The sequence below is a fragment of the Ramlibacter agri genome, from assembly GCF_012927085.1.
In the GTDB taxonomy this organism is placed as follows: Bacteria; Pseudomonadota; Gammaproteobacteria; order Burkholderiales; family Burkholderiaceae_C; genus Ramlibacter; species Ramlibacter agri.
Map to the genome: position 1 here is coordinate 40,499 of NZ_JABBFX010000004.1, position 24,242 is coordinate 64,740.

Consider the following 24,242-nt stretch of genomic DNA (forward strand, 5'->3'; position numbering starts at 1 on the left):
GGCGCGATTGGATGCCTATTGCAGCGTCAGCTACTAAGCGGCGGCGGCCGCAGGTTGATTGCTGCGGTCGCTGCCAAGTCAGGCGTCACGTTGTCGTCGGCCTCGAGTTCTTCCAGGAGAGGGCCCGGATTCGTTGCCCCTAAAACCATTCTGTAGAGCGCACGAGCCCTTTCCAGCATTGCGCCTTGCTGGTGCTCCCTGCTGCCTGCCGGTGCGAAATTGCATTGAACTGTGGTCGCCTGATCCACGCACCACCAAGGCGTCATCTGGGTGTGCGAATCTTCGAGGCTCGTGGCCCATCTGGCCACGGCTTTCCATGGACTTTCGCCTTTCTCGCGTTGATCCAGCGTTGCCTGCTGTGCCAGCGCCAAGCGTATCGACAGGCCGGAAAAGCGGGCTACACGCCCCTCCCGCTGCTCAAGTTCAACTGGCCCTCGTGCGGGGTCCCAGTGGCACACCGATCTGCACCAGGTATGGAAATCCAGGCCCTCCTGCCCCACACTGGTGGTGGAGACCACGTGCGGCCAAAAGGGGCTGTTGAATGCATGGCGAACCTGGTCGGGACGCGCGGGACGCTCTCCCGGCAAGCTGTCGGCATCCGACTTTGCCGGGTGCAACGGCATGGCGACATGGCATCTCAGATCAATCCGCAGGGTGCCTTTTCCCCGCTCGCGAAGGCGTGACCGGCCACCGGAGACATTGAGCGCATCCGTGAGCTCCTCGATGCCTTCATCCCAGCTTTTGCCGGAATTGGACATGGTCCAGAAGTGCTCATCCAACACGGATTCCAGATTGCCAGCGACCACCGCTGCACGAAGATCGGACGGATAGTCCTTGGGCCTTTTGCTGCCTTCGGTGGCTGCGCCGCTTCCGTTGCCGGCCAGTGATGATGCAAACCACGGTTTGTCGAAATACCGGCGAAACCCGTTGACCAGCAGCATCTGGATCGTCTCGCGCTGATCGCGCGCTCCGGGCCAATGCCGCCTCAACGCCCGCTCAACCACAACCCCAGGCAGATCCAGCGCGAGGTCGACTAACAGGTCGAATTCGGATTGCGACAGTGCAGTGAAGTCCGATTTGGCCTTGTTCTCCCAGTCCCGCACCGCCGACAGGGCGGCCGCCTTCGATACCGACCCGCCCGCCGCGAGCGCTTTCACCCAAGCATCGCGTGCCGCAGGCCAAGTCTGTTGCCGCTTCTCCAGTGCGATGAGAAGCACATGAGGTTTCATGAGCGGCCGCTTGACCTTGTTCACCACCTCGGCATTGATCCGGGCGCGCAGTTGGCGGCAGAGGGCATTTTTTGCGGCCGAAACCGTGCGGGGAAATCCGCTGGCCAGAGGGTCTAGTGAGGCGAGAAAGGAGCTTGCGAAAAACAGCGTGAAGAGCGCGGGTGCGTCCGCCTTAACCTTGAAGTGCGAAGCCTTGCCAACCGACTCATATGTTTTGCCCGTGGGCCGAGAGCCGAGCATGCGCGTTTCGACTTCGTAACTGACCAGGCCGGATACCGCGCCGGGTGTGGCAGCAAAGCGGCTGAATACCAGCAGCTTCCCATCCAGCTTCGATGTATTCGCGGCCGCCCAGGGACCTCGGCTGCGCCACCATTCAAGCGAGGGTCTGATCCATGGGAGGGCCAGGGTCTTTGGCGGCAATGCATCGAGCATGCCTCGCAGCTTCGGATGCGGCCAGTTGCGCGGAATCACGCCTTCATCGACCTGTTTGCGTTTGATGATGGGCTGGGTTCCTTTGAAGCTGGTGTTGTTCCAGCATTTGTATTTGGAGCCCAGCGTCTGGATAGGCGCGGGCACGGATGCCCATAGTGGCACTGCCCAGGACTGGACGCCGTTGTCCATGGAGGTGGCCAGCTCGCCGAACGCTTTCAGATCAGCAGGCAGGAGAGCCGGTGCTTCGATCTGCAGATCGTGGCGCTGTTGGGGCGGTCTTTCCGTGCGGCACATCACCTTTAAGAGCATGCGCCTTAGTTCGTCGCGCGCCTGCGCTAGCTCTGCCGATCGATAGGCACTCTTTCTGAGTTCCGCTTCCATCAGGCTGAACTGCTCACGGATCTTTCTGCGGTGGCTGGCGCCCTGGTTGTGGTGCTCGAAAAGGAAGTCGACGATCCTGAAAAAATCGCTGTCGCCGTCTTCGTGTCGATGCCGTGCCCCCACGCCTGCTGTCAGCGCCTCATACGGTGTGGCGGAAAGCATCAGCAGCTTCACGGACTCGTCACGCGCCAGGACCACATCGATGATCCGCCGTTGAGACCCGTGCATTCGAAGGTCTTTGGAGAGGTCGCCATCGCCGCGCGCCATCAGTTCGCGGAACCGCTGGAACTCGTCAAAGATGACAAGGTCGGGCTTGAGCGCACGTAGCACCGCTGCTGCCATGACGTTGCGAACAATGGAGGCCATCACGACAGGCCGCTCCTGGCGCAGGCTTTCCAGCACCTCCCAAAGCCGCCCCCGCGACACCTTGAGCGCCATCATGAGTTCAAGGCGAAACGCCTTGAGAAAGCGCTTGGTGTCAACGTCTGATTCGGCCACCTTCGCGGCCAAATCCGCCCGGTATCGCCGGACCATGTCGCCGAATCCGCCAACGCCCATCGACAGATGATTCTGCACTCGCTGCAATGGTTTGCCGACCACATTGTGCAGGAATGCGCATGCCAACGCCCTCTCCAGCGCGTGGCCGCGCTGCAGGCCGCGGCGGCCTCCGGAGTACATGGTCATCGGTGTCAGCGTGAAGAGGCGGACTTCGCGATGCGAGGGAAGCTCGCTCAGCGGCAGCAGGCTCGGCCGGTCGGCCTTGGCGCGCGCCTTGGCAATCTCTTTGTCGTTGTCCAGAAAGGAGAGGAGCGAATCGGCATTCTGGGACGCAATAGGTTGGCTGCTGCACACATAAAACACGGTGAGTCGGCCGCGCTTGAGATCGGCCAGATTCTGGATGACGCCGCGCGCCACCATGGTCTTGCCCAGTCCCGCCTCATCGGCGACCAAGAACCTGCGTGCCGAACCTTCGTTGAGAATCGCCGAAACATGACTGATCGTCTGCTTCTGAAAGGCCTTTGGCTTTCGGCTCATGCTTGCGAGCCTCCCAGCGCCGACTGAACAGCGCTCCAACTCTTTAGCAAAGACTTTAGCTGCCGTACGGCCGCGCGATCGGCGGTACTCGCGCCGTCATAGGCGGCGGCTAGGTCCAGAACTTTGGTTGCCCGCTGGATCACCTCAGGCCCGGCTTTCCCCGCCCGCCGCCAGGCCGCTAGGACGGACTCCACAGAGAAGCCGAGCATCCGCGACTTGCCTCGTTGCCTGTCTTTCTCCGAAGGAAGATGGTCCCATGGCTCGCGATCGACCTCCGGCAAACCATGCAGTTCCAGTTCGTCCGCGAAGAGGTCCAGAAGCCCCGAAAGTCCCAGGTAAGACGTAGCCAATGCATCGTCGCGCGCGTCGGGCAGTCCGCCTTCAAAGGGCGCGCTTTGCAGCCAGTGAAGAGAGTTTCCTTGCAGAGTCAGCTCGATATGCAGCAACTCGCTCTCTTTCTCTATCTCCACGACTGGAAGAATGACTTCGCTTGCAGCTTGCGGCCAAGGAATGCGCGCATCGCTCATCCGGCCAATCTTCATGCGCGCGCCATGTTTAAGTACCACCGGCGTGTGCGTGACAACCAACACGGCCTTGTCCGCTCGAAATTTCTGCTTGAGCGCGAGAGTGGCGGCGAGCTGTTTTCTCATGTCCTCCAGAACATCCTCGGAGGTTTTGGGCTTTGGGCCTTTGCTCAGCGAACCGGGCTCCACCCGATGGCAGCGTTGCCTGAAGGCTTCAAAACCTTCCGCAAGAGCCGTGGCAGCCGGACTGCCGCGCTTGATTTCCAGGTGCGCGTGAATCTCCGCATTGCGCTCCCAGCCGCGGGCGGTCAGGTTAGGGCTTCCCAAGTACAAGACGTCGGTCTTCTCATACCGGGCCCAAAGAAACTTGGCATGGAGGCCCCGGGCTTCCGGGTCCTGGTCGTGGCCCGGACTGTCGGCGTCCTCGATGTCCAGCGCGTCCTCATCGACGGGCGCCAGTTCGTACAGATTGGTGAACGTTTCCAAGGTCTTGCTCGTGGTGCGCGCTACGTCCTCAAGCGAGGGGCGTATGGAGACCAGGGACCGATCGGCGTTACCCGTGCTCTCGGCCAGCTTCTTGAGGCTGGTGACATCCAGGAAGGGCGCGACGGCCAGAACGCTTTTGGGAGACGCCGGCAGCGCCGGAAGTCGCCGCGAATCATCGGGTTGCAAGTGCAGTTTGATACCCTTGATTTCAACGCCTCGCGGCACGTCCCACGTGACGCCGTCCAGTTCATCCAGCAATGGAGCCCATGCGGCGGACTGGGCCGCCTTGTGCGCGAGACGGCTTGTCACCTCCCTGACGCCGGGCACGGTGCTGCCGCCCTTGACGGCGCTGCTCAGGAAGAGAGCCAGGTCCCAGCTGTCATCCTTGGTGAAGTTGCGGCTGCCAAGCCAGAGTCTCCAGTGGTACGGAGGCTCGCCTTGCTTGATCAGGCCTGGGTCGGCCGGCCGGTAACGGGCGATACACACCTTGGGGTGCCAGGATTTGCCGGAATGTCCGGCTTCGTCATAGGGCACCGGCACGATGAAACGGTCCAGCATCGCGGGCAGTGCGTCCAGTCCGGGAGGCACGGCGAGGCGCCCCTCCTGCAGCATGAAATGAACTTTGCCTCTGAGTGCGCGCATCGCGCGGACCAAGGCGACCCGAGAACCCTTGCCCGAGTATTTGCTCCGGTTGATCATGGCCAGCAGCAAGGCGCACAGGACTGCAGGGTGCGCGGAATATGCTGCGCAGAGCGCGCGGTCCAATTGCCAACCTTCAGGAGGCTCGAGATGCGCGAGCAAGGGAACCGATGGCAGGTGCTTGCGAACCCCGAGGTCTGCTTGGGCGGGCGAATCTGGCTTCGCGGGCGGGCTAAATTTTCGGGGCGGCATGCAGGTCGGTCAGAAGCTGGCGAACGTTCTTCCACCTAAAGTGCAGGGGCTCGGCATGAGCGCCCGACTCCTTGTCGGCCCACAGCGCCAGGCGGGCCCTCGAGATGTCGGTGCCACCCAATCGAGCACGGCCCTTTTTGCGGAACCTTTCGGTTTGCTTGTAGGAAGGCAGCAGCAATTCGATGTTAGTGCGGCAAAGGCGCAACCACTTCTGGGTGTCGCTAAAAAGCGCCGGCAGCGGATCGTCGGCGTGGAAATGAATGCCGCGCGCGGCCAGCTGGCTCAAATCCAGTTGCAAGGCTGTGTCTCGATGCTCGTCGAGCAGTTCTTGCAGGTGATCGCGGTGCGCGCCGGCTTCCCCGAAGCCGGCGCGGGCAGCCTGCTGTTCCACCATCGCCAGGTACAAGCCCCTGCAGATTCCGCCTAGCGACGAGCACTTGCGTGCGAAGTCAAGGAACTGAAGATGTTGCTGGGTAGCCGCGGCGTGTACGACAGGGTCCAGCCACGGCATCGACGCTCCCGGCGCACGATCGGCCTCGGCCAGCCGCGACAACAGGCTTGCTCCGCCATCAGGGGCACGCACTGCTGCAAGATGCCCCTTGAGGAAGTTGGCCTCCGGCCGCCGCAGCACAAATGTCGTGGGTTTGGATTCCCAGAAACCGGCGGGCTCTTGAGGCAGGCCCGTGAAAGCGGCTGCCGCTTCCGAAAGCACGCGCCCCTGTTCATCCTTAACCCCGGTCTTCTCAGCGCTCCTTGCTTCGGTCATATGGCTCAGGACTTGCCGCCGGGTCAGGCCTTTCAATCGGGGAGAAAGAATGCGCCAGGCCGACAGCGCAGTCCAATACGAGAATGAAGGCGGCTGAGCGGCGGGCTCGGGCGACTTTCTTCGCCCGATCACCCCGTCCGTGTCGGACGAGTCCTTGAGGCCCTCAATCAGGTCCTTGGTCAGCTGGACTTCGAGCCGCTCGAGCGCCTTGGCAGGAGCACGCGGAGACTCTTCGGCCGCGCGCCTGAGCATCCACGGAACGAAGAGCGCGTAGCGCAACCTGGTGTGCAGCACTGAGGTACCCGGGAACAGCGTGTCCGAGATCACTTGGTGCAGCTGCAAGATGCCCAGTTCATCGCGGACGCCCTTGACCTCGTCCAGGAGCGCGCGTTCCGCGTGGGCGACGTCCTGTTTGGAAACGAGCACCCATCCGATCAAGTTTTGTGTTTTTGCCATCTCCCTCCTGATTCCTCCATTCAGTTCCGGGTCGCTTTAGGACTATAGCGCGAGCTCCTCCTTGCTCCTGGTCAATTGGCCTCGAGCATCTCCAAGTACATAGCGCCTTGAGCGTCTTCCACAAAGACTTCGCCGCGATGCTCTTTGTTTGACCTCGCGATGTACGTCTGCTATCGGGCCGATGGCGATCGCTCGTCTCGCCTGTCGCCCGATGTCGGGTATCAGGAGCCGCCTACAGTGGGAAGCGCCAACCTGACCGACCGGCCCCCGGTCTGAAGCGGAAGTCCGCTGCAGCGGATGGGATCCAAGTTGTCGGTCGGCCATCACTGCCCAAGTGATGGTGCAACTGTTGAAGGTGGCTGATGTCTCGACAGTCCTCTCGGTAGGCGTACGACTTCTCATGTGCGTTGGTCTCCACTTTTATTGTTCACGTCGCGCTGCAGGCTCGCCGCACCGTCGCTCCAACACTGGAAGCAGGCCAGCGACGCTGCATCGGGAGATGCCGGCAAACCGGGTCTCGCTCTGGCGGGCCCGAATCTGCCGTGAAGTGGAGGGGTGATGATGTGAACCGGGTGCGTGCCCCGGGGAAGCTGACCGCTAAGTCGCCGACTCCCCTGAGACGGTCTGCTCTTACGGCGAACCTAACGTAGAACCGGACCTGATTCGGAGCTAGATCAGCTTCGGCTTGTTCTTCCGTCACAAATAGATTCGCCGATCAAGTGCCGCCGTGCGGGAGGAGCTTCATGACGCTTGCCCTATTGCGCAGAACTATTTGCTGACCCCGCAGATTGGCGGTGTCGGAGTCTAGTAGGCCAAGCCGCTTGAGGGTGTAGAAGAGCACTGCTTGGCGGCATTCCAGAATGACTTCTCCGTTCTCCATGCCGTAGTCAAGTTCGATGACGCGTCTCGATGCCTTGGGCAGCCGAGAGTTTGGAGCGAGGACAAGGTTCACCACCTGATGCCAAGCTGCATCGTCCTTTCCGGCGGTCCCAGCTACTTCGACAAGTTCCACGTCCAGAATTCGCGCGAGCACGAAATCGCGGAATTCGTGGCGCAAGTGGCAGTAGGCCCGGACGTGCCATCGGAAGCCGTCGAATGCGACGCCGTGGGGTGAGAGCATCCGAATCGAGGGTTCCGGGGTGGACATCGATTGGTAGGTGACGTTCAAGCGCACGCCGCGCCGGATGGCGGTGAGGACTGCAATCACCGTGTCCGGCCGGAGTCGGCGCGCGGGAGTGGGTACCGTGACGGTGGAGGGCGTCCACCCGAGAAAACTCAGTTCGCTGGGCACCACGCCGGTAGTACGCGCAAGGAGCTCGTCGAGGTACCGGTCAGGCTCATTGGTTGGAAACAGCGGCTTGAAACTAGACAGCGCGATGTACATGCGCGTACTGCGGTCATAGGAAGCGTTCCCTGGAGCGCGCTCGAGGTATTTGCTGATGTCATTGGTCGCCTGGGGAATGGAGATGCCGAAGAAGGATGTCAGGTCACTTCGGTTGATGCGGCCGTCCCAGCGCAGGCGGAAGTCCAGAAACTCCAGGCGGCGGTCCTGGCTCCAGCGCAGTGACTTCTCTGCGCCGGGCTCGCTGGTGGTGTCCGCGGCCGTATTCGGTTCCTCAGTCATGAGGACATGGTACCAAAAACCAGCCCTTTGCGAACAGTAACTATGCGCGTATAGTATATTCGCATAGTTAGTAGCCTTTCATGTGGAGGAAAACCGGCATGCGCGTTACCTTCGGAATTCGGTTATGACTGAGACCCATTTCTTCATCCTTCTCGCACTGGGCATCGTTCCGACCCTATTGCTCCTCGCTCTATTGCTGCGAAAGCTAAAGTTCGAGACCCCCGCAGACCTCAGCGCCCGGCTGGGTCTCCTAGAGCAGGTCGCCCAAGGTTTGGTACAGGCCGTCTCGCGAAACGAAGGGGGCATGCAGCGTATCGAGCAGCAGCTGCGAGGATTTACAGAGGCCACCGCCGCGGCCATGGCGGTCTCAAAGACTTCGCTTGATGAACAGCTCGAGCGCACGGTTGGGGAGGCCAGAAATGGACGTTCGGAGCTCAATCAGGCGTTCCATGCGTTCGAGGGACGGCTTGGGCATCAGGTGGCGGCGCTCTCAACCAGCGTTGGCGAGCGAGTTATCGAGCTGCAGCGGACAACCATGGATAGCCTCGAGACGAGCCGGAAGGTTGTCGATGAGAAATTGGCGCAGACGCTTGACGAAGCGAGAAGCGGACGCATTGAGCTAACCAATGCGTTTGGTGTATTCGAAGCGAAGCTGGACCAGCGTTTTGGTTCTTTCGATACGGCGCTGGGTGCACGGTTCGAGACCTTGCAGACAGCTCTCGTGGGCCGTCTGGACGCCTCGAGCAAAGCCCTGATGGACTTGCTCACGCAAGCACAGATCGATGCCGCGAACGCCCGCACAGAAACCTCCCAGGCACTGGCTACCTTCCGAACGGAGATGGCCGTGCACCTAGGTACGGTCGCACAGGAGACCGGGAAGTCTCGTCAGGCTCTGGCCGACAGCGCTGTTGCGTTCGAGGCGCGCATTCAGGAGCGTTTTGAGGCCTTGACCGCGGCAACCCGTGGGACGCTGGATTCCCTCAAATCGGACATCACCAACCAGCTCGGCGTGATGTCGACTGCGATGAAGGAGCAGCTGGAGGGCAACGGCAATCAGATTCGGAACCAGTTCTCGACACTTCAGGATGCGGTCGGCCAGCAACTGACTGCTATGGCGCAGGGTTCGCAGACCAACTCGGAGCAGCTTCGTACGACGATGAATGAGCGGTTGGCCGCCATTCAGAAGGACAACACGGAGAAGCTGGAGGAGATGCGGCGGACCGTCGACGAGAAGCTTCACGCGACGCTCGAGCAGCGATTGGGTGACTCCTTCAAGCTGGTCAGCGAGCGCCTCGAACAGGTTCATGTCGGGCTAGGTGAGATGAAGAACCTCGCGGGCAGCGTGGGCGACCTCAAGCGGGTGATGACGAACGTGCGCACTCGCGGTACATGGGGCGAGGTGCAGCTTGGCGCCATCATGGAGAGCTTGCTCACAGCGGAGCAATTCGCCCGCAACGTCAAGACTGTTCCTGGCAGCAACGACCTCGTCGAGTTCGCCGTGAGGATGCCGGGGAAGGCCGACGATGCTCCTGTATGGTTGCCCCTGGACTCCAAGTATCCGGTCGAGCACTACCAGCGGCTTCTCGACGCGCACGAGACGATGGAGAAGGCGGTCATTCAGCAGGCGGCCGGGGCGTTCGAGTCTTCCATTCGGGCCGAAGCAAAGAAGATTTCCAGCAAGTACGTCAGCCCTCCGCACACCACGGACTTCGCCATCCTCTTCCTGCCCACCGAAGGCCTCTTCGCCGAGGTCGCACGAATTCCCGGTCTGGTCGAGGCACTGCAGAACGAGCACCGGGTTGTCGTCGCAGGCCCGACGACGCTCGCGGCTATGCTCAACAGCTTGCGACTCGGATTTCGCACCTTGGCAATTGAGAAGCGCTCATCCGAGGTCTGGGGAATTCTTGGCAGCGTCAAGACGGAGTTCCAGAAGTTCGGCGACATCGTTGATGCCACGAAGAAGTCGATTGACGCTGCGGCAAAGAAATTCGACGAGGTCGGAGTCCGGACGCGGGCTGTCCAGCGGAAATTGCGCGACGTTCAGGAGCTTCCCGTTGCCGACACACCTCCAGCGCTTGATGCCGGCGATTTGCTTATCTTGGATGAGGACCGCGACGTCGCTTCTTGACCAGAGTAGTGGCTGGTTCAAAACGGAATCACGCGCGAACGCAATTTATTCGAGTGGTCTATTGACGAGGTGATTGGCCGAGCGATGGGCTTGGAGTTGAAAGGACTCGAGGATTTGGTGTCAAACGGCGGCTAGGCAGACGCTGAGGAACGGAAACAAGATGCAGGAAACAGCGAAATACCAGCTCCGTCGGATGGTGCTGGTGAATGCGGGTACAAACATCCACGTGCCCAGCGGGCGCATTACCGCGATAGACCCGCGGGGTGGCGCAGCTGTCCTCGGAGACAACGGCGTCGGCAAGACGACCACGCTGCGTATCCTGCCGCTGTTCTTCGGTCATCTCCCGAGTCAAATTGTCTCTGGTGGCCAGGGGCAAGAGGCGATGATTCGCTTCATCCTTCCCACCGACGCGAGCGCTATCGCCTTCGAGTACCAGCGTGGTTCCGATAGGGAAGATGACCTGCGCCTGATGGTCATTCGACGGCGCACCGACGAGCCGGATGTGCCGTTCTACCGCATGTATCGCTGCGGTTTTCGTAAGGAGCTATTCGTCGAGTATGGCCAGTTTCTCGACGACGACCGGACGCAGTTGGCGGCGACGAGCTTGGACATACAGACCACCTCGAAGCTCACGACCGCGGAGTACCGCTCCGTCATCCTGCGCACGCCGGCCACCAGCAAGGAGAAGGAGCGCCTGCGCCGCTACGCGCTGGAGTGGTCCTTCGGTCCCCGTCCGCTGAACAACCTGGACCGGCTTGTGGCGGCCATGGTGAAGAAACACATCAACTTCGGCGACATCGTGCAGGTCGCGGTTGGCTTGGTGCAGCAGGACCTGGGACTTGGTGCCGAGCGGGCGAAACTAACCTTCAAGCAGGGCAAGGGCCAAATCGACCTCTGGCTCAAGACCCGCCAAGCCTGCGTGGACGCGTTCAAGCTGGCGCCGAAAGTGACCGAGCTGGAAGGCGATATTCAGGCGTTCCATGCGGCCGTGGCCCGGTTCCGCACCCGCCGCGCAGATGTGGCTGCGCTGAAGGACTTCCGCGACGGGGAGCGCTTCCAAGTTTCAAAGGCCATCGATGCTCTGGTCGAGGAGCACGACGCCGCGATTGCGAAGCAACTGGTAGAGCGCGTCGGCCTCACGGAGGCGTCCGCAAACGCCAGCAGTGCGGCTGCCAAGGGCCGGCAGACGTACGAAGAGCAGGCCACTGAGGCGCAGTATTTCGAAAAGCATGGTGCTCGCGCCTGGGAGCAGAAGGTGCAGGAGCTGCCGACGCTGCGCCTGAAAATGCAGAACCTGCAGGACCAGGCCGCAGCGGCTGAAGCCGAGCACGGCGAAGCCACCACCAAGTACGAGCGCCTGAAGCAGGAGGCAACCGCCTCCTGCTCGAACATGAGCCTGCAGCTGGAGCAAAGCAAGCAGCCTCACCGTGACCGCTACGTGAAGGCGCTCGAGCAAATCGGGGCAGCGGAAGCGACTGCGAAAATGGAGGCCTCGGCGCTGCACACGCAGCTTCGATTGGACCTGGAGGTCGCCCTCGAACCGCTGCTGGAAGAGCAGGGCAACTGGAAGGAGCGCCAGAAGGCGCCCGCGGCTTCCGAGGCGGCGCTGAAGGACGTCCAGGAGGCCCAGGACCGCCTGCAATCCCACATGGAGGAGCACGGGCGGGCCACCCAGGCCTATTCCGAAGCGAGTGGCGCGGAAGGCGACACTCGACGGGCCTTTTCCGCCCACGAGGACGCTGTCCGCAAGGCAAAGGGGGACCTGGAAACCGCCGAGGCTGGTGTCAAGGCAGCTCGCCTGCTGCTGGCGCCCAACCCGGGCAGCCTGCTGGCAGCGCTGCACTCCCACCCCGACGACTCCTGGAAGCGCAACCTGGCCAAGGTCATGCGTCCGGAACTGCTGGACCGGGATGACCTGGACCCAGCCGCTGTCGAGGAGGCCGCCCAAACCTTGTACGGCTGGCAACTGAACACGGGCGTCCTCGCGGCACCCGACTGGACGGACGACGAGCTCGCGCGGAAGGCGGTCGAAGCTGCGGAATCGCGCCAGTCCGCGTCGCTGGCGCACCTGCAGACCTTGCAGGACGGCTTGGCGGGCAAGGCCCGCGCCCTGAAGGACGCAGAAGAGGCCACCCGGCTGAAGCAAGCTCGCTGCAGCGTGCTGGAGGGGCAAACTGGCGAGCTCAAGACCGCGGTGGCAGCTGCTCGCCAGCGGGTCGAATCCGAAAAGAAGGAAGCGACGTCCAAGGCGGTCGCGGAACTGGCGCGGCTGAAGGGCGAAATCGACGCGGTCCGAGCCCAGCAGCGCGCGCTGGCCACCCAAGCCGATGAGGAGCTGACGGGCATCGCCAAGGCCCATGGAGAGCAGCGAACCGACGCCAAGAGTCTGCAGGACGAAGCCATCCGGGCCATCGACGAGAGCATCAAGCAACTCGCCGCCGACCTGAAGTCGACCCTGGCCGCCTACGACGCGCAGTTGCTGGAGCACCTCGCGTCCAAGGGGGTGGACGTCAAGCGCCTAGAAGCGCTCAAGGGCGAGGCTTCGGCCATCGCGATTGAGGTCAAGACGCGAGAGAACAATTTGGCGCTGGTGGAGCGCTGGCGCGCATGGATGGACGCCGGCGGCCCGACCACCTTGGCCGGCCTGAAGTTCGCCGCCGAACAGGCCCAGGAACAAGCGCGGCAACAGGCCGAGAAGCTTACCCAGTTCAACCAGCGCGCCCAGAAGGTCACGGAGCAGTACCAGGCAGCGGTCTCCACCAAGGAAAAGCGCGCGGAGGAAATCGACGCGGAGCTGGCAATCCTGGGGGAGCTCGAGCTGGAGTTCGAAAGCTACATGGCTTCCGGGGTGTCGGCCATCGACGCGAAGACCACAGCAAAGGACCTGCGCGGCAGGGTGCGGGCGGACCGCACCACGCTGAAGTCAGCCGAGGAGACCGTGCACAACCACTACAGCTTCTTGCGCCAACAGCTGACCGGGCGGGACAACGCCGTGCAGGAGCTGGTGGAGGCGAGTCTGAAGAGGGTGGAAGAGAGCGACATCCTTCGCGCTTCCGAGCTGTGCACCTGCTACAAGCTCATTGGCCCGCAGGTTGCCAACAACGTGAACATCACGCTGAAGACGCTGCTGGCCAACATCGGCGCGTTCCAGAAGGCGATTCAGTCGTTCGAGAGGGAAGTCTCCGTATTCAACCGCCGGCTGCAGGCAGGACTGACCGAGGTGCGTTGCTTTGAGCGCATCAAGGACCTGCGGCTGGACATCATCACGAACTTCGAGAATCTGGGCTTCTACAAGAAGCTCTCGCGCATGGACGACATCCTGCGCGCGCACGCCAACGAATACGGCAAGGACTACTCCCGCGAGCTGCCGCCGGACCAAACGGCGCAGGCCCTGGGCGACTTCATGAGCGTGCTCAGCTCCGACGGCAACGTTGAAGTGAACCTGTCCTCGCATATCACCTTGCGCGGCAGCGTCACCGACAACGGCCTGCACAAGGAGTTCAAGCGGTCCAGCGAGCTGGAAAATATCTCCTCGGAGGGGCTCACCTCCCTGGTGCTCATCACGCTGATGACGGCACTGCTCAACACCATCCGCGGCTCCGAGCCGGTCCACGTGCCGTGGGTGACGGACGAAGTGGGCAAGTTCGACCCGAAGAATTTCACTGCGCTCATGCGCATGCTGCAGGACAACCGCATCGACGTAGTGACCGCATCTCCGGAGCTGGGCGCTGCGCAGCAAGCCATGTTCGCGCGCCGCTACCTGTTCCAGGACCGCGGCCGAATCCATGAATACAGACCCAGGGTGGTGGGCGCCGACAAGGCACAGGCATCTAGGCCCGCAGAAGGGGAGGCAGTGTCGTGAACGCACAAGTTTTGAAGCTCCTGCTGGCCGGAGAGTACATCTGTCCGCACCGCTATGGACCCGAGTTCCTCCTGCTGGAGGACGTCGCCGAGCGCGAAGAGGTGGACGCCTGGCTGCTGCCCCTGGGGATGCGCACCGCACGCCTGAGCGAGGAGGGCGCCTTTTTCATGGCCTATGAACGCATTGGCCTCAAGCAGGTCACGCAGGTCAAGAACGAGCTGCTCAAGTTCCGAGACGAGTACGGCCCGGCCGTTCTCACGCTGGACCTCATTCGCCAGTCGGACACAAGCCGCGTGCAGCTCACGCCCGGCGAAATCATCATGCTGTACCAGCTAGAGGAGGCGGTGGCCCAATCCAGCACTCTCGAGTCTCAGCTCAAGGGGCTCCTGGGCGTCATCACCAACGCGGCGATGCGCAACACGAACCACGAGAACCTGCGCAGGATGATGGAGCACTTGGCCAAGGACGGCTATGTGGTGCTGGCCAACAAGGACACTGGTGCGTACGAGGTCACGGGCAAGATTGAGCAGCTCTACGCGGTGCTGCAGTTCCTGGACGAGAACAAGGTCATCCCGGACACTGAAGTCGACGACCGTGACGAGGTCGATGACGACTTGGTCGACCAGGCCAACGCCGATTCGGGAGAGAGCTCGTGAGCGAGCGCGGCGAACAGGTCCAGAGGCTCCTGGCCGGACTTGCGAAGCATGCTGACCTCGTGGCCGAGGCCTTCGAGGGCTCGGTTTCCGGGGGCGACAGGCAGCGCAATGCCAGCATCGAGGCTCTCTCCGGCCTGAGCGTCCTGAAGCCTTACGACGAGGACAGCTACCGCCTCAACCCACGGCTGCGCGAGTTCATCGCCGACTACTTCACGAGCTACCAGGCCTTCCAGGCCCTGCGCCGGGTGTCTGGCACCATGCAGCAGGCCCGGGAGCAGTGGCGCGAGCTGCGCCGGCTGAAGCTCGCCGGCGCGAAGAGCAAGGACATCATCCGGCTGCAGGTTGCCTTCGACGAGTCTGTCGTGGAGATGGCCTATGCCATCGAGAACAACCTGCGCCTGCTGCATTCGCTCATAGCCACCCAGTACGGCAACGTCGACGACTTCGGCACCAAGCTGCGGCAGAACAGGTACTACGCCCAGCAGGTGAGGCACTTCCTGCAGGACGTGGAGGCCATCGACGGGTTCGTGGAGATGGTGTCCGATGAAGCCATCGCGGCTGGACTGCCGCACATGAAGCAGTTGGTCACGCGTCGCCTGGGCGCCAAGCGCCTGCAGTGGACCTCCGAAATCAAGGATGCGCAGGCTGTTATCAGCAAGCGACTGTTCGAGGCGAAGCTCATGGAAGTGCGCGTCAAGCGTCTTTCCCGATTCGCACTCTGGCTAGCGCGTAACCGTACCTCGGATGGCTGGGAGGTGACCCTCGACGAGAGTGCAGACCCAGCCTTAGTTCGCCCTGAGCCCTTCTTATTGCGGCCGCAGCCGGACGTGACGGATACGTACCCCGAGGTGCGCGATGGGCTGCTTGCGGCCGTCGCCAAGATGCCGAAGGCGGTCGTTGCCAAGCCTGTGGAGGCCGACCCCGGCCCGCAGCTGCTGCAGGAAGACGAAGCCGAGATCGAGGAGCTGCAGGAGCCACACCAGGCGGCGCTGCACGACTTGGTCGCGGAGGTGGCCGCGACGAGCGAGCCGATTTCGCTCCTTCGCTGGAAGACCGGCCGTCCGGAGCTTGCCGACATGCCGGACGAGGCGTGGCTGATGTATTCCTGCTTGCAATTGCGGGGAAGCGGATTCCCGGTCGATTTCATCGACGACGACGCGGAACTCGAGCCATTCCCTATAAACGAGCAGTTTCAAGACATCGAAGTACGAGGGTTGCCCATCCTTGAGGTGGCGTGATGGCCTTCAGTGCAGCACAAGTTGCTTTCTTGCAGCGCCTGGTGAGCCGGCGGCCAGCCGTCAGGCGGGGTGGCGACTACGCGCTCTTCTTCAGCGAGCACTACAGTCTTGGCGTGTCTCTAGGCAACCGGGTGGAATACACCGACGTCCACTTCCTCATGGCCGAGCGACTTCTTCGCGCACACGACTTACCTGTCACACCTTTGGGCCCCGGCGCCACGCGCGCGGATTCGGCCGTCTATGGCGGAATGTCCGAGAAGGACTTCAGCTCCGCGCCACACGCGAACTCGGTCGCCGTCAAAAGCCTCGGTCGGTGCCTTCTGGACGGCCATGAGCTCTTTGCACCTGAAGGCGCCTACATTGTGCTAACGCCAGAACAGGCCTCCGAGGTCACATGTGATCGCCTCATGCTGATCGAGAACCTTGAGTCGTTTCGACGACTGGAGGCCTACACCTGGATTGGGCGAGGCGAACAGGACGTGCTCGCTGTTTACCGGGGGGACCCGGAACTCGCCAACAAGGACGTGGCGGAAGTGGTCCTGTCGCGCAGCGAGCCGATTTGGGGATTTGTTGACTTCGACCCCGCGGGGTTGGGCATCGTCAATTCCTTGCCGCCAGACAGGCTTGAGCGCGTGGTCCTTCCCAGCAAAAGCTGGCTGGAGAGGGCCGCTGACACACCGCGCGGGCGGCAGTTGTTCGACAGCCAAGTGGGTCAGTACGCGCGGTCGCTGGAGGCGGCAGGGCATCCGGAAATCGTGAGCGCCTGGGCGCTCATGAAGAGGCTCCGAAGTGCCGTGACACAGGAGCGGATGGTTCACGTCGAATGATGGGGAGCCGCGACGCAATTTTCCTCCGCGACGACTCTGCCTTTGAACGCGGCAATGCCAGGCTGGATAGAAACCCGACTCTTGCGCCAATTTTGCGCCACAGCCAATCGGGCAAGACCGGGAATCGTCGGGAACTCTCGGCTTGCGCAGGGCCGTTGACTGGTTCCTAAGTTGATGATTTAATTGAAGAAACCGGGGGTTCTAGGGAATGCCCGGGAACCTTGAGGAACGTGGGAAGAAGTGAAACTCTTGCCTTCACACGGCAGGGGTCGCAGGTTCAAACCCTGCATCACCCACCAATTCGAGGCCCTCGCAAGTCGATGATTTGCGAGGGCCTTTCTCATTGGGGCGGTGGCCGGTCCCGCGCACGGCCGCGATTGGAACTTCCGTGTTAACAGGGTTTCACCGTACCCCTTAAGGGCGCGAATGATATCGGCGGGTAACCGTCTGCAACGGCCGTCGAAGGGCCGCCGGCCCTTCGAAACGCGCATCGCCAAACAGGTGTAGTGCGATGCGCGCTGGGCCGCCTATGCTCCGCGCCCCAATGACAGAACGCCGAAGCGGTGACGCAAGCGCCCGCGGCTCGAGCCCATGAATCCCTCCAAGTCCAGCGCACGATGCCCTGGCCAGGCACGTGTCTATGTCCGTTGCCGAATGCAACGGGGCATGTCCGCTCTGGACAAATAGTTTCGAGGGGTTACGATGGCCGACCTTTGCAGGAGGGACCCGCATGCAAGCGATCCTCGGCCACGCGCGGCGGCGATGAACACCGTCACCTCCGCGCCTTTCGGAGCCCGTGATGGCACCGCCCTGCATGCGCACGCAGCCACCGACGCGCATGCATGGACGGCCTTTGCCAACGCCGGTTCCGACGCGGAGTTCTGCCTGGCCTGGCTCGCCCTCCAATGCACGGCGGTCCCCGGCGTCCGCGCCGGCCTCCTGCTCCTGAAACCACCCGGCACCGACAGTTACGTGCCGGCCGCGGTGTGGCCCGACCCGCGCCGCGACCTCAGCTACCTCACCGAAGCCGCGCAGCGCGCGCTGGGCAGCCGCAGCGGCACGGTGCTCGGCCTCGAAGCAGCCGATCAGGCGCTGGTCGCGGGCGGCACGCTGCACGTGGCCTTCCCCGTGGAGACCGAAGGCGCCGTCCATGGCGCGGTGGTTCTCGACCTGGCCGCGCGGCCCGAAGCCCAGTTGCAAGCTGTCCTGCGCCAGTTGCTGTGGGGCGCGGGCTGGCTCGAGGCCCTGCTGCGCCGCCAGGGCGCCGGCCGCGAATCGCGCCGGCTCGAGCGTGCCGCCGCCGCCCTCGACCTGCTGCAGGCCATGCAGCAGCACCATGAACTCGGCGAGGCCGCGATGGCGCTCGTCAACGAGCTCGGCACGCGGGTGCAGGCCGACCGCGTCTGCATCGGCCTGCTGCATGGCGGCCAGCTGAAGGTGCAGGCGCTGTCGCGCACCGCCTGGTTCGATCCGCGTTCGCAGCTGGTCGAGGCCATCGCGACGGCGATGGAAGAAGCCATCGACCAGGACAGCGCGGTCGCCTTGCCCCCTGTCGCGTCGGCGCGCGGCCGCGTCAGCGTGGCGCATCGCGAGCTGGCGGCGCGGGCTTCGGCCGAGGCCGTGCTCACGGTGCCGCTTGCCAGCGGCGGACGCAACATCGGCGCTCTGATGCTCGAACGCAGCAAGGGCCCGGCCTTCGACACGGAAACGGTGCTGCTGGTGCAGGTGCTTGCCGAACTGGTGGCGCCCGGCCTGGAGCGCCTGCTGGAGCGCGAGCGTCCGCTCGGCGGCCGCTGGGTCGAGCAGCTTGCCGTCCTGCGCGAGCGCCTGTTCGGTCCGCGCCATCCCACCTTGAAGCTGGGCGCGGTGCTGGCCGTCGCCGCCTGCGTCTTCGTGCTGCTGGCGCACGGCGAGTTCCGCGTCTCGGCGCGCACCATGATAGAGGGCGCGACGCAGCGCTCCATCGTCGCGCCCTTCGAGAGCTTCCTGGCCGAGGCGAAGGTGCGTGCCGGCGACCACGTCAAGGCCGGCCAGTTGCTCGCGCGCCTGGATGACCGCGACCTGCAGCTGGAGCGCGTGCGCTGGACCAGCGAAAAGGAACAGGCCGAGCGCAAGTACCGCGACGCGCTGGCCCGGCGCGACCGCGTGGCTTCGCGCATCCTCGCAGCCCAGGTCGGCCAGGCCGACGCGCAGCTGTCCCTGGTGGATGAGCGCCTCGCGCGCACCCAATTGACGGCGCCGTTCGACGGCATCGTCGTCACGGGCGACCTGTCGCAGCTGCTCGGCGCGCCGCTGGAGCAGGGCAAGGTTCTGTTCGAAGTGGCGCCGCTGGACGCCTACCGGGTCGTGCTGCAGGTGGACGAGCGCGACGTCGGCTTCGTGCGGCCGCAGGAGCAGGGCACCTTGGCGCTTGCGGGCCTGACCGAACGCACGCTGCCTTTCTCGGTGCGCGCCGTCACCTCGGTCTCCACGCCGCGCGACGGCCGCAACTTCTTCCGGGTGGAGGCGACGCTCGCCGACGCCCCGCCCACGCTGCGCCCCGGCATGGAAGGCGTGGGCAAGATCGACGCCGGCCGGGCCAGCCTGGCCTGGATCTGGACCCGCTCCTTCGTGGACTGGGCGCGCATTGCCTTCTGGTCGTGGACACCATGACATGACCGCGCAGTCTTTCCTCAGTCCCTCTTGGTATCGCTTGGCGCGGTTGCGCCCGGCGATCAAGCCGCAGGCGCGCGTGCGGCGGCACCGCTTCCGCGGCGAGGTCTGGTACGTGGTGCACGACACCGCTTCGGGCCGCTTCAACCGCTTCACGCCGGCGGCCTGGCAATTGCTCGGGCTCATGGATGGCCGCCGCACCATGGACGAAGTCTGGGCCGAGGCGGTGGAGCAGCTGGGCGACGACGCACCGGGGCAGGAGGATGTGATCCGCCTGCTGTCGCAGTTGCATGCCGCCGACCTGCTGTATTGCGAAGTGACGCCGGATTCGGCGGAACTGTTCCAGCGCTTCGGCCAGGTCTCGCGCCAGCGCAAGAGCGCGCAGTGGAAGAACCCCTTCAGCATCCGGCTGCCGCTGTGGGACCCGGACCGCTTCCTGGAGCGCACGCTGCCTTATGTGCGGCCGCTGTTCGGCGTGCCGGGCGCCATCGCCTTCTGCCTGCTGGGCCTCATCGCGCTGTCGCTGGTGGTGGTGCACCTGCCCGAGCTCACGCGCAACCTCGACGACCGGGTTCTGTCCGCCCACAACCTGTTGCTGCTGTGGATCTGCTTCCCGGTGGTGAAGTGCCTGCACGAGCTGGGCCACGCGTACGCGGTCAAGGCCGGCGGTGGCGAGGTGCACGAGATGGGCGTGCTGCTGCTGGTGTTCACGCCGGTGCCTTATGTGGATGCGTCCGCCGCCAATGGCTTCCGCAGCAAGTGGCGGCGCACCTTGGTGGGCTCCGCTGGCATGATGGTGGAGCTGTACCTCTCGGGCATCGCCATGCTGGTGTGGGCGGCGGCGGAGCCGGGGCTGCTGCGCGCCGTCGCCTTCAACGTGATGCTGATCGCCGGCGTGTCCACCGTGGTGTTCAACGTCAACCCGCTGCTGCGCTTCGATGGCTACTACATCCTGGCCGACCTGATCGAGATGCCCAACCTGGCGCAGCGCGGCACGCTGTACTGGCGCCACCTGGCCGAGAAGTACCTGTTCCGCATGCGCGACGCCGAGCCGCCGCCGCTGACCGCGGGCGAGCGCCGCTGGCTGCTGGCATACACGCCGCTCGCCTTCGCCTATCGCGTTACGGTGCTGGTGGCCATCGTCACTTATGTGGCGGGCGCCTGGTTCTTCATCGGCGTGATCCTGGCGTTGTGGGGCGCGGCGTCGATGCTGCTGCTGCCGGTGTTCAAGGCGGTCGGCTGGCTGTCGGCGCTGCCGCGGGCGCAGGGCCAGCGCCGGCGTGCCGCTACGGCCATGGCGGTGTTGGCACTGGGCGTCGTCGTCATCGTGCTGGCCGTGCCGATGCCGCTGCGCACGCGCACCGAAGGCGTGGTGTGGCTGCCCGACGAAGCGCAGGTGCGCGCCGGCGCCAGCGGCTTCGTGCGCAAGGTGATGCTGGCGCCTGGCGCCCGGCTCGTGCCCGGGACGGCGCTGGTGCAGACCGAAGACCCGGCGCTCGCCCAGCAGATCGTGCTGTCGCAGGCCAAGCTGGAGGAGTACCAGGCGCGATTGGACAGCCAGCTGTTCGACGATCGCGTGCAGGCCGAGATCACCCGCCAGGACATCGCGCGCGAAAGCGCCGCGCTCGCGCGCTTGCAGGAGCGAAATGCGCAGCTGGTGGTGCGCAGCGCCGCGACCGGCCGCTTCGTGATCGACCGGCCCGAGGACCTGCCGGGCCGCTTCCTGCGCAAGGGCGAGCTGATCGGCTATGTCGCGCAGGACGCGCGCACGCTGGTGCGGGCCGTGGTCTCGCAGGACGACATCGCGCTGGTGCGTGCCGGCGTGGTACGCGCCGAAGTGCGGCTGGCCGACCACTTGGAGCAGGTGCATCCGGCGCGCGTCGTGCGCGAGGTGCCGGCCGCACGCGAACAGCTGCCCAGCGCCGCGCTCACCAGCCAGGGCGGCGGCGCCATCGCGGCGGACCCGCGCGACCCGCAGGGCGCCCGGGCGCTGGCGAGCACCTTCCAGTTCGACCTGGAGCTGCCGCCGGAAGTGACCAGCGCCAGCTACGGCGGCCGCGCCTACGTGCGCTTCATCCATCCCCCCGAACCGCTGGCCGAGCAGTGGTACCGGCGGCTGCGGCAGGCCTTCCTGCAGCGCTTCAACGTCTGACCGGCATGGCCACCGAAACCGCATTCTGGCGCAGCGTCGAACGCGGTCCCGCGCCCTATGCGGAGCGCGCCGACCGCTGGGAAAGCGCTTTCGACCGGCGCCTGCTCGCGGCCAGCGCCTGGCTGCGGCGGCCCTTGCCGACGGCATTGAAGGAGGAACGTGAACTGGTGCGGGAAGTGGAGCGCCTGCAGCCAGCCATCGACGCGCTCGGGCGCGAGGCGCTACGCGGCGAGGCCGAGGCCTTGCGGCCGGCGCTGCTGCGCCAGGGTTTCGCGCTGCCGCTCGTGGCACGCAGCTTCGCGCTGGTCCGCGCCGCTGCCTGGCACGAGCTGGGCCTGCGCCACTTCCCGGTGCAGATGATGGGCGGCCACGCCATGCTGATGGGCCTGCTGGCCGAGATGGACACGGGCGAGGGCAAGACGCTCACCGCTTCGCTGCCGGCCGCCACCGCGGCGCTGGCGGGCCAGCCGGTGCACGTGATCACCGTCAACGACTACCTCGCGGCTCGCGACGCCGCCATGCTGCGGCCGGTCTACGAAGCGCTCGGGCTCAGCGTCGGCGTCGCGCAGGAAGACCAGGAACCGGACGAGCGCCGCGCCGCCTGGCTCGCCGACATCACCTACTGCACCAACAAGGACCTCGGCTTCGACTACCTGCGCGACGGCCTCGTGCTGGCCGGCAACCGCGGCCGCGGCCGGCTGCTGGTGCAGCAGATGTTCGGCCTGGGCGACCGCGCCGAGCGCCTGCTGCTGCGGGGGCTGGCCTTCGCCATCATCGACGAGGCCGACAGCGTGCTGGTCGACGAGGCGCGCACGCCGCTGGTCATCTCCGCGGGCGGCGACGACGTGGCCCAGGCCGAACTGCACGCGACGGCCCTGGCCATCGCGCAGGCGCTCGATGCCGCCGAGGACTTCCGCATCGAACGGCAGGACCGCGCCGCGCACCTCACGCCCCAGGGCCGCAAGCGCCTGCAGGAGCTGGCGCACCGCTTGCCGCCGGCGTGGCGCTCGGAGCTGGCGCGCGAGGAACTGGTGCAGCAGGCGCTGGCGGCGCTGCACCTGTTCGTGCTGGACGTGCACTACCTGGTGCGCGACGGCAAGGTGATGATCATCGACGAATACACCGGCCGCGTGATGCCGGACCGCTCCTGGGAGCGCGGCCTGCAGCAGCTGGTCGAAGCCAAGGAAGGCTGCACCGTCAGCGCGCGGCGTGGCACGCTGGCGCGCATCACCTACCAGCGCCTGTTCCGGCGCTACCTGCGGGTTTCGGGGATGAGCGGCACCGCGCGCGAGGTCGGGCCGGAGCTGGAAGCGGTGTACGGCCTGAAGGTCACGCGCATTCCCACGCACCGCGTGACCCAGCGGCGCGACCTGGGCACGCGCCTCTACGCCGACCGCACGCGCAAGTGGCAGGCGGTTGCCGGGGCCGTGCAGGAGCAGCGCGCCGCCGGCCGCCCGGTGCTGGTGGGGACGCGCTCGGTGGCTGCGTCCGAGGAGCTCGCCGAGGTGCTGTCGGCGCTGGGCATCGAGCACATGGTTCTCAACGCGCGCCAGGACAGCGCCGAAGCGGCGATCGTCGCCGAGGCCGGCGGGACGGGGCGCGTGACCATCGCCACCAACATGGCGGGCCGCGGCACCGACATCCGGCTCGCGCAAGAGGTCGTGGCGCGCGGCGGCCTGCACGTGATCCTGACCGAATTCCACGAGTCTGCGCGCATCGACCGCCAGCTGTTCGGCCGCTGCGCGCGGCAGGGCGACCCGGGTTCGCACGAAGCGATCGTGTCGGTGGACGATGCTATATTCGCGCGCCATTCGCCGGGCCTGGCCCGGATCCTGGCCGCACGCTACGCAACGCGCGAGCAGGCGCTGCCCGGCTGGGCGGCACGGATCCTGCAGGCTCGCGCGCAACAGGCCGCGGAGGCGGCCAATGGGGCCGACCGGCGGTCCACGCTGGAGCAGGACAGGCGGCTGGACCGCGCACTCGCCTTCGCGGGCGGAACCGAATGAAGGGGCGAGCATGAGAGCTGTACGACCCGTCCTGGTGCTTTTGGCCGTGGCCACGGGTGCCTGCGTCCTGCCGGCGCGGGCCGCGGATTTCGACTGCGTCATCGAGCCGCGCGAGATCATCGAGCTGCGCGCGCCCATCGAAGGCCTCATCGAAAAGGTCAACGTCGACCGCGGCGACAACGTGCGCCGCGGGCAGGACCTGGTCGTCCTCGATGCGGCGGTGGACCGCGCGGCCGCGGCCATCGCGCGTCATCGTTCGGTCATGGACGGGGCAGTACGCTCCGGCGAGACCCGGGTCGAATTCAGCACCGCCAAGGTCAAGCGGCAGAAGAGCCTGGAGGAGAACAACTTCGTGTCCGCCCAGGCCCGCGAGGAAGCCGTCACCGAACAGCAGCTGGCCCAGTCCGAACTGCAGGACGCCAAGGACAACCGCAAGCTCGCGGAGCTGGAGCTCGCGCGCCAGCAGGAAGTGATCCGCATGAAGACCATCCGCAGCCCGATCGACGGGGTGGTGGTCGAGCGCCTGCTGAACGTGGGCGAGTTCGCCGAGGCCGGCGTCGGCCGCAAGCCGATCCTGAAGCTGGCCGAGATCGACACCTTGTACGTCGAGGTGCTGATGCCGGTGGAAGCCTACGGCCAGGTGAAGGCGGGCATGGACGCCCAGGTGCTGCCGGAGATCCCGGCCGGTGCCCGCTACACGGGCCACGTCAAGGTCATCGACCGCATCGTCGACGCCGCCAGCGGCACCTTCGGCGTGCGGCTGGAACTCGCCAATCCGCAGCGGCGCATGCCGGCCGGCATCCGCTGCAAAGCCCAGTTCACCGGCATCGACGTCAAGCCACAGCGCGCCGCGGCGCACAAGGCACCCGCGGGATAGCCGTTCCAGATTCATTCCTC

13 protein-coding genes are annotated in these 24,242 nt (G+C 64.9%); 9 read left to right on the forward strand and 4 right to left on the reverse strand.

What is annotated here, in order from left to right:
* Window positions 1–26: 26 nt before the first annotated feature.
* The 4 genes from HHL11_RS30090 to HHL11_RS30105 all read right to left on the reverse strand — a co-directional run bounded on the left by HHL11_RS30090 (window position 27) and on the right by HHL11_RS30105 (window position 7,824).
* On the reverse strand, window positions 27–3,077 hold the full coding sequence (locus HHL11_RS30090; protein ID WP_169422353.1) for a DEAD/DEAH box helicase family protein: 3,051 nt from the start codon (window positions 3,075–3,077) through the stop codon (window positions 27–29).
* Window positions 3,074–4,888 carry a phospholipase D-like domain-containing protein gene (locus tag HHL11_RS30095; RefSeq protein ID WP_169422354.1) on the reverse strand — a complete coding sequence of 605 codons (1,815 nt, stop codon included), beginning with the start codon at window positions 4,886–4,888 and terminating at the stop codon, window positions 3,074–3,076. The genes HHL11_RS30090 and HHL11_RS30095 overlap by 4 nt, the downstream gene beginning before the upstream one ends.
* A gap of 70 nt (window positions 4,889–4,958) precedes the next feature.
* Window positions 4,959–6,200, reverse strand: a complete 1,242-nt coding sequence (locus tag HHL11_RS30100; RefSeq protein ID WP_169422355.1) for a DUF6361 family protein — start codon at window positions 6,198–6,200, stop codon at window positions 4,959–4,961.
* Between the two features lie 715 nt (window positions 6,201–6,915).
* On the reverse strand, window positions 6,916–7,824 hold the full coding sequence (locus HHL11_RS30105) for a helix-turn-helix transcriptional regulator (RefSeq protein ID WP_169422356.1): 909 nt from the start codon (window positions 7,822–7,824) through the stop codon (window positions 6,916–6,918).
* Window positions 7,825–7,948: 124 nt separating this feature from the next.
* On the opposite strand from HHL11_RS30105, the gene HHL11_RS30110 reads away from it, so the two are divergent.
* The 9 genes from HHL11_RS30110 (at window position 7,949) to HHL11_RS30150 (ending at window position 24,222) form a co-directional block, all read left to right on the forward strand.
* Window positions 7,949–9,952 (forward strand): DNA recombination protein RmuC, encoded by a 2,004-nt coding sequence (locus HHL11_RS30110; protein WP_169422357.1) that lies wholly within the window; start codon window positions 7,949–7,951, stop codon window positions 9,950–9,952.
* A 160-nt stretch (window positions 9,953–10,112) separates the two neighbouring features.
* Window positions 10,113–13,814, forward strand: coding sequence for an ATP-binding protein (locus tag HHL11_RS30115; RefSeq protein WP_169422358.1), 3,702 nt, complete (start codon window positions 10,113–10,115; stop codon window positions 13,812–13,814).
* A complete protein-coding gene (locus HHL11_RS30120) occupies window positions 13,811–14,470 on the forward strand; it encodes a hypothetical protein (protein WP_169422359.1) in 660 nt (219 codons plus the stop codon). The genes HHL11_RS30115 and HHL11_RS30120 overlap by 4 nt, the downstream gene beginning before the upstream one ends.
* Window positions 14,467–15,708, forward strand: a complete 1,242-nt coding sequence (locus tag HHL11_RS30125; RefSeq protein WP_169422360.1) for a hypothetical protein — start codon at window positions 14,467–14,469, stop codon at window positions 15,706–15,708. The genes HHL11_RS30120 and HHL11_RS30125 overlap by 4 nt, the downstream gene beginning before the upstream one ends.
* Window positions 15,708–16,535, forward strand: a complete 828-nt coding sequence (locus HHL11_RS30130; protein ID WP_169422361.1) for a DUF7281 domain-containing protein — start codon at window positions 15,708–15,710, stop codon at window positions 16,533–16,535. The genes HHL11_RS30125 and HHL11_RS30130 overlap by 1 nt, the downstream gene beginning before the upstream one ends.
* 762 nt (window positions 16,536–17,297) lie before the next feature.
* On the forward strand, window positions 17,298–19,187 hold the full coding sequence (locus HHL11_RS30135) for a GAF domain-containing protein (protein WP_169422362.1): 1,890 nt from the start codon (window positions 17,298–17,300) through the stop codon (window positions 19,185–19,187).
* Between the two features lies 1 nt (window position 19,188).
* Window positions 19,189–21,339, forward strand: a complete 2,151-nt coding sequence (locus HHL11_RS30140) for a hypothetical protein (RefSeq protein WP_169422363.1) — start codon at window positions 19,189–19,191, stop codon at window positions 21,337–21,339.
* Between the two features lie 5 nt (window positions 21,340–21,344).
* Window positions 21,345–23,345, forward strand: a complete 2,001-nt coding sequence (locus tag HHL11_RS30145; protein WP_169422364.1) for a preprotein translocase subunit SecA — start codon at window positions 21,345–21,347, stop codon at window positions 23,343–23,345.
* 10 nt (window positions 23,346–23,355) lie between these two features.
* Window positions 23,356–24,222, forward strand: a complete 867-nt coding sequence (locus HHL11_RS30150; protein WP_169422365.1) for an efflux RND transporter periplasmic adaptor subunit — start codon at window positions 23,356–23,358, stop codon at window positions 24,220–24,222.
* The last annotated feature ends 20 nt before the right edge of the window (window positions 24,223–24,242 follow it).

Bases quoted from the DNA above. Each gene is read 5' to 3' on its own strand.
- HHL11_RS30090 (WP_169422353.1), bottom strand. From the start codon at position 3,077: ATGAGCCGAAAGCCAAAGGCCTTTCAGAAGCAGACGATCAGTCATGTT.
- HHL11_RS30150 (WP_169422365.1), top strand. From the start codon at position 23,356: ATGAGAGCTGTACGACCCGTCCTGGTGCTTTTGGCCGTGGCCACGGGT.
- HHL11_RS30140 (WP_169422363.1), top strand. From the start codon at position 19,189: ATGACCGCGCAGTCTTTCCTCAGTCCCTCTTGGTATCGCTTGGCGCGG.
- HHL11_RS30110 (WP_169422357.1), top strand. From the start codon at position 7,949: ATGACTGAGACCCATTTCTTCATCCTTCTCGCACTGGGCATCGTTCCG.
- HHL11_RS30145 (WP_169422364.1), top strand. From the start codon at position 21,345: ATGGCCACCGAAACCGCATTCTGGCGCAGCGTCGAACGCGGTCCCGCG.
- HHL11_RS30135 (WP_169422362.1), top strand. From the start codon at position 17,298: ATGAACACCGTCACCTCCGCGCCTTTCGGAGCCCGTGATGGCACCGCC.
- HHL11_RS30130 (WP_169422361.1), top strand. From the start codon at position 15,708: ATGGCCTTCAGTGCAGCACAAGTTGCTTTCTTGCAGCGCCTGGTGAGC.
- HHL11_RS30100 (WP_169422355.1), bottom strand. From the start codon at position 6,200: ATGGCAAAAACACAAAACTTGATCGGATGGGTGCTCGTTTCCAAACAG.
- HHL11_RS30115 (WP_169422358.1), top strand. From the start codon at position 10,113: ATGCAGGAAACAGCGAAATACCAGCTCCGTCGGATGGTGCTGGTGAAT.
- HHL11_RS30105 (WP_169422356.1), bottom strand. From the start codon at position 7,824: ATGACTGAGGAACCGAATACGGCCGCGGACACCACCAGCGAGCCCGGC.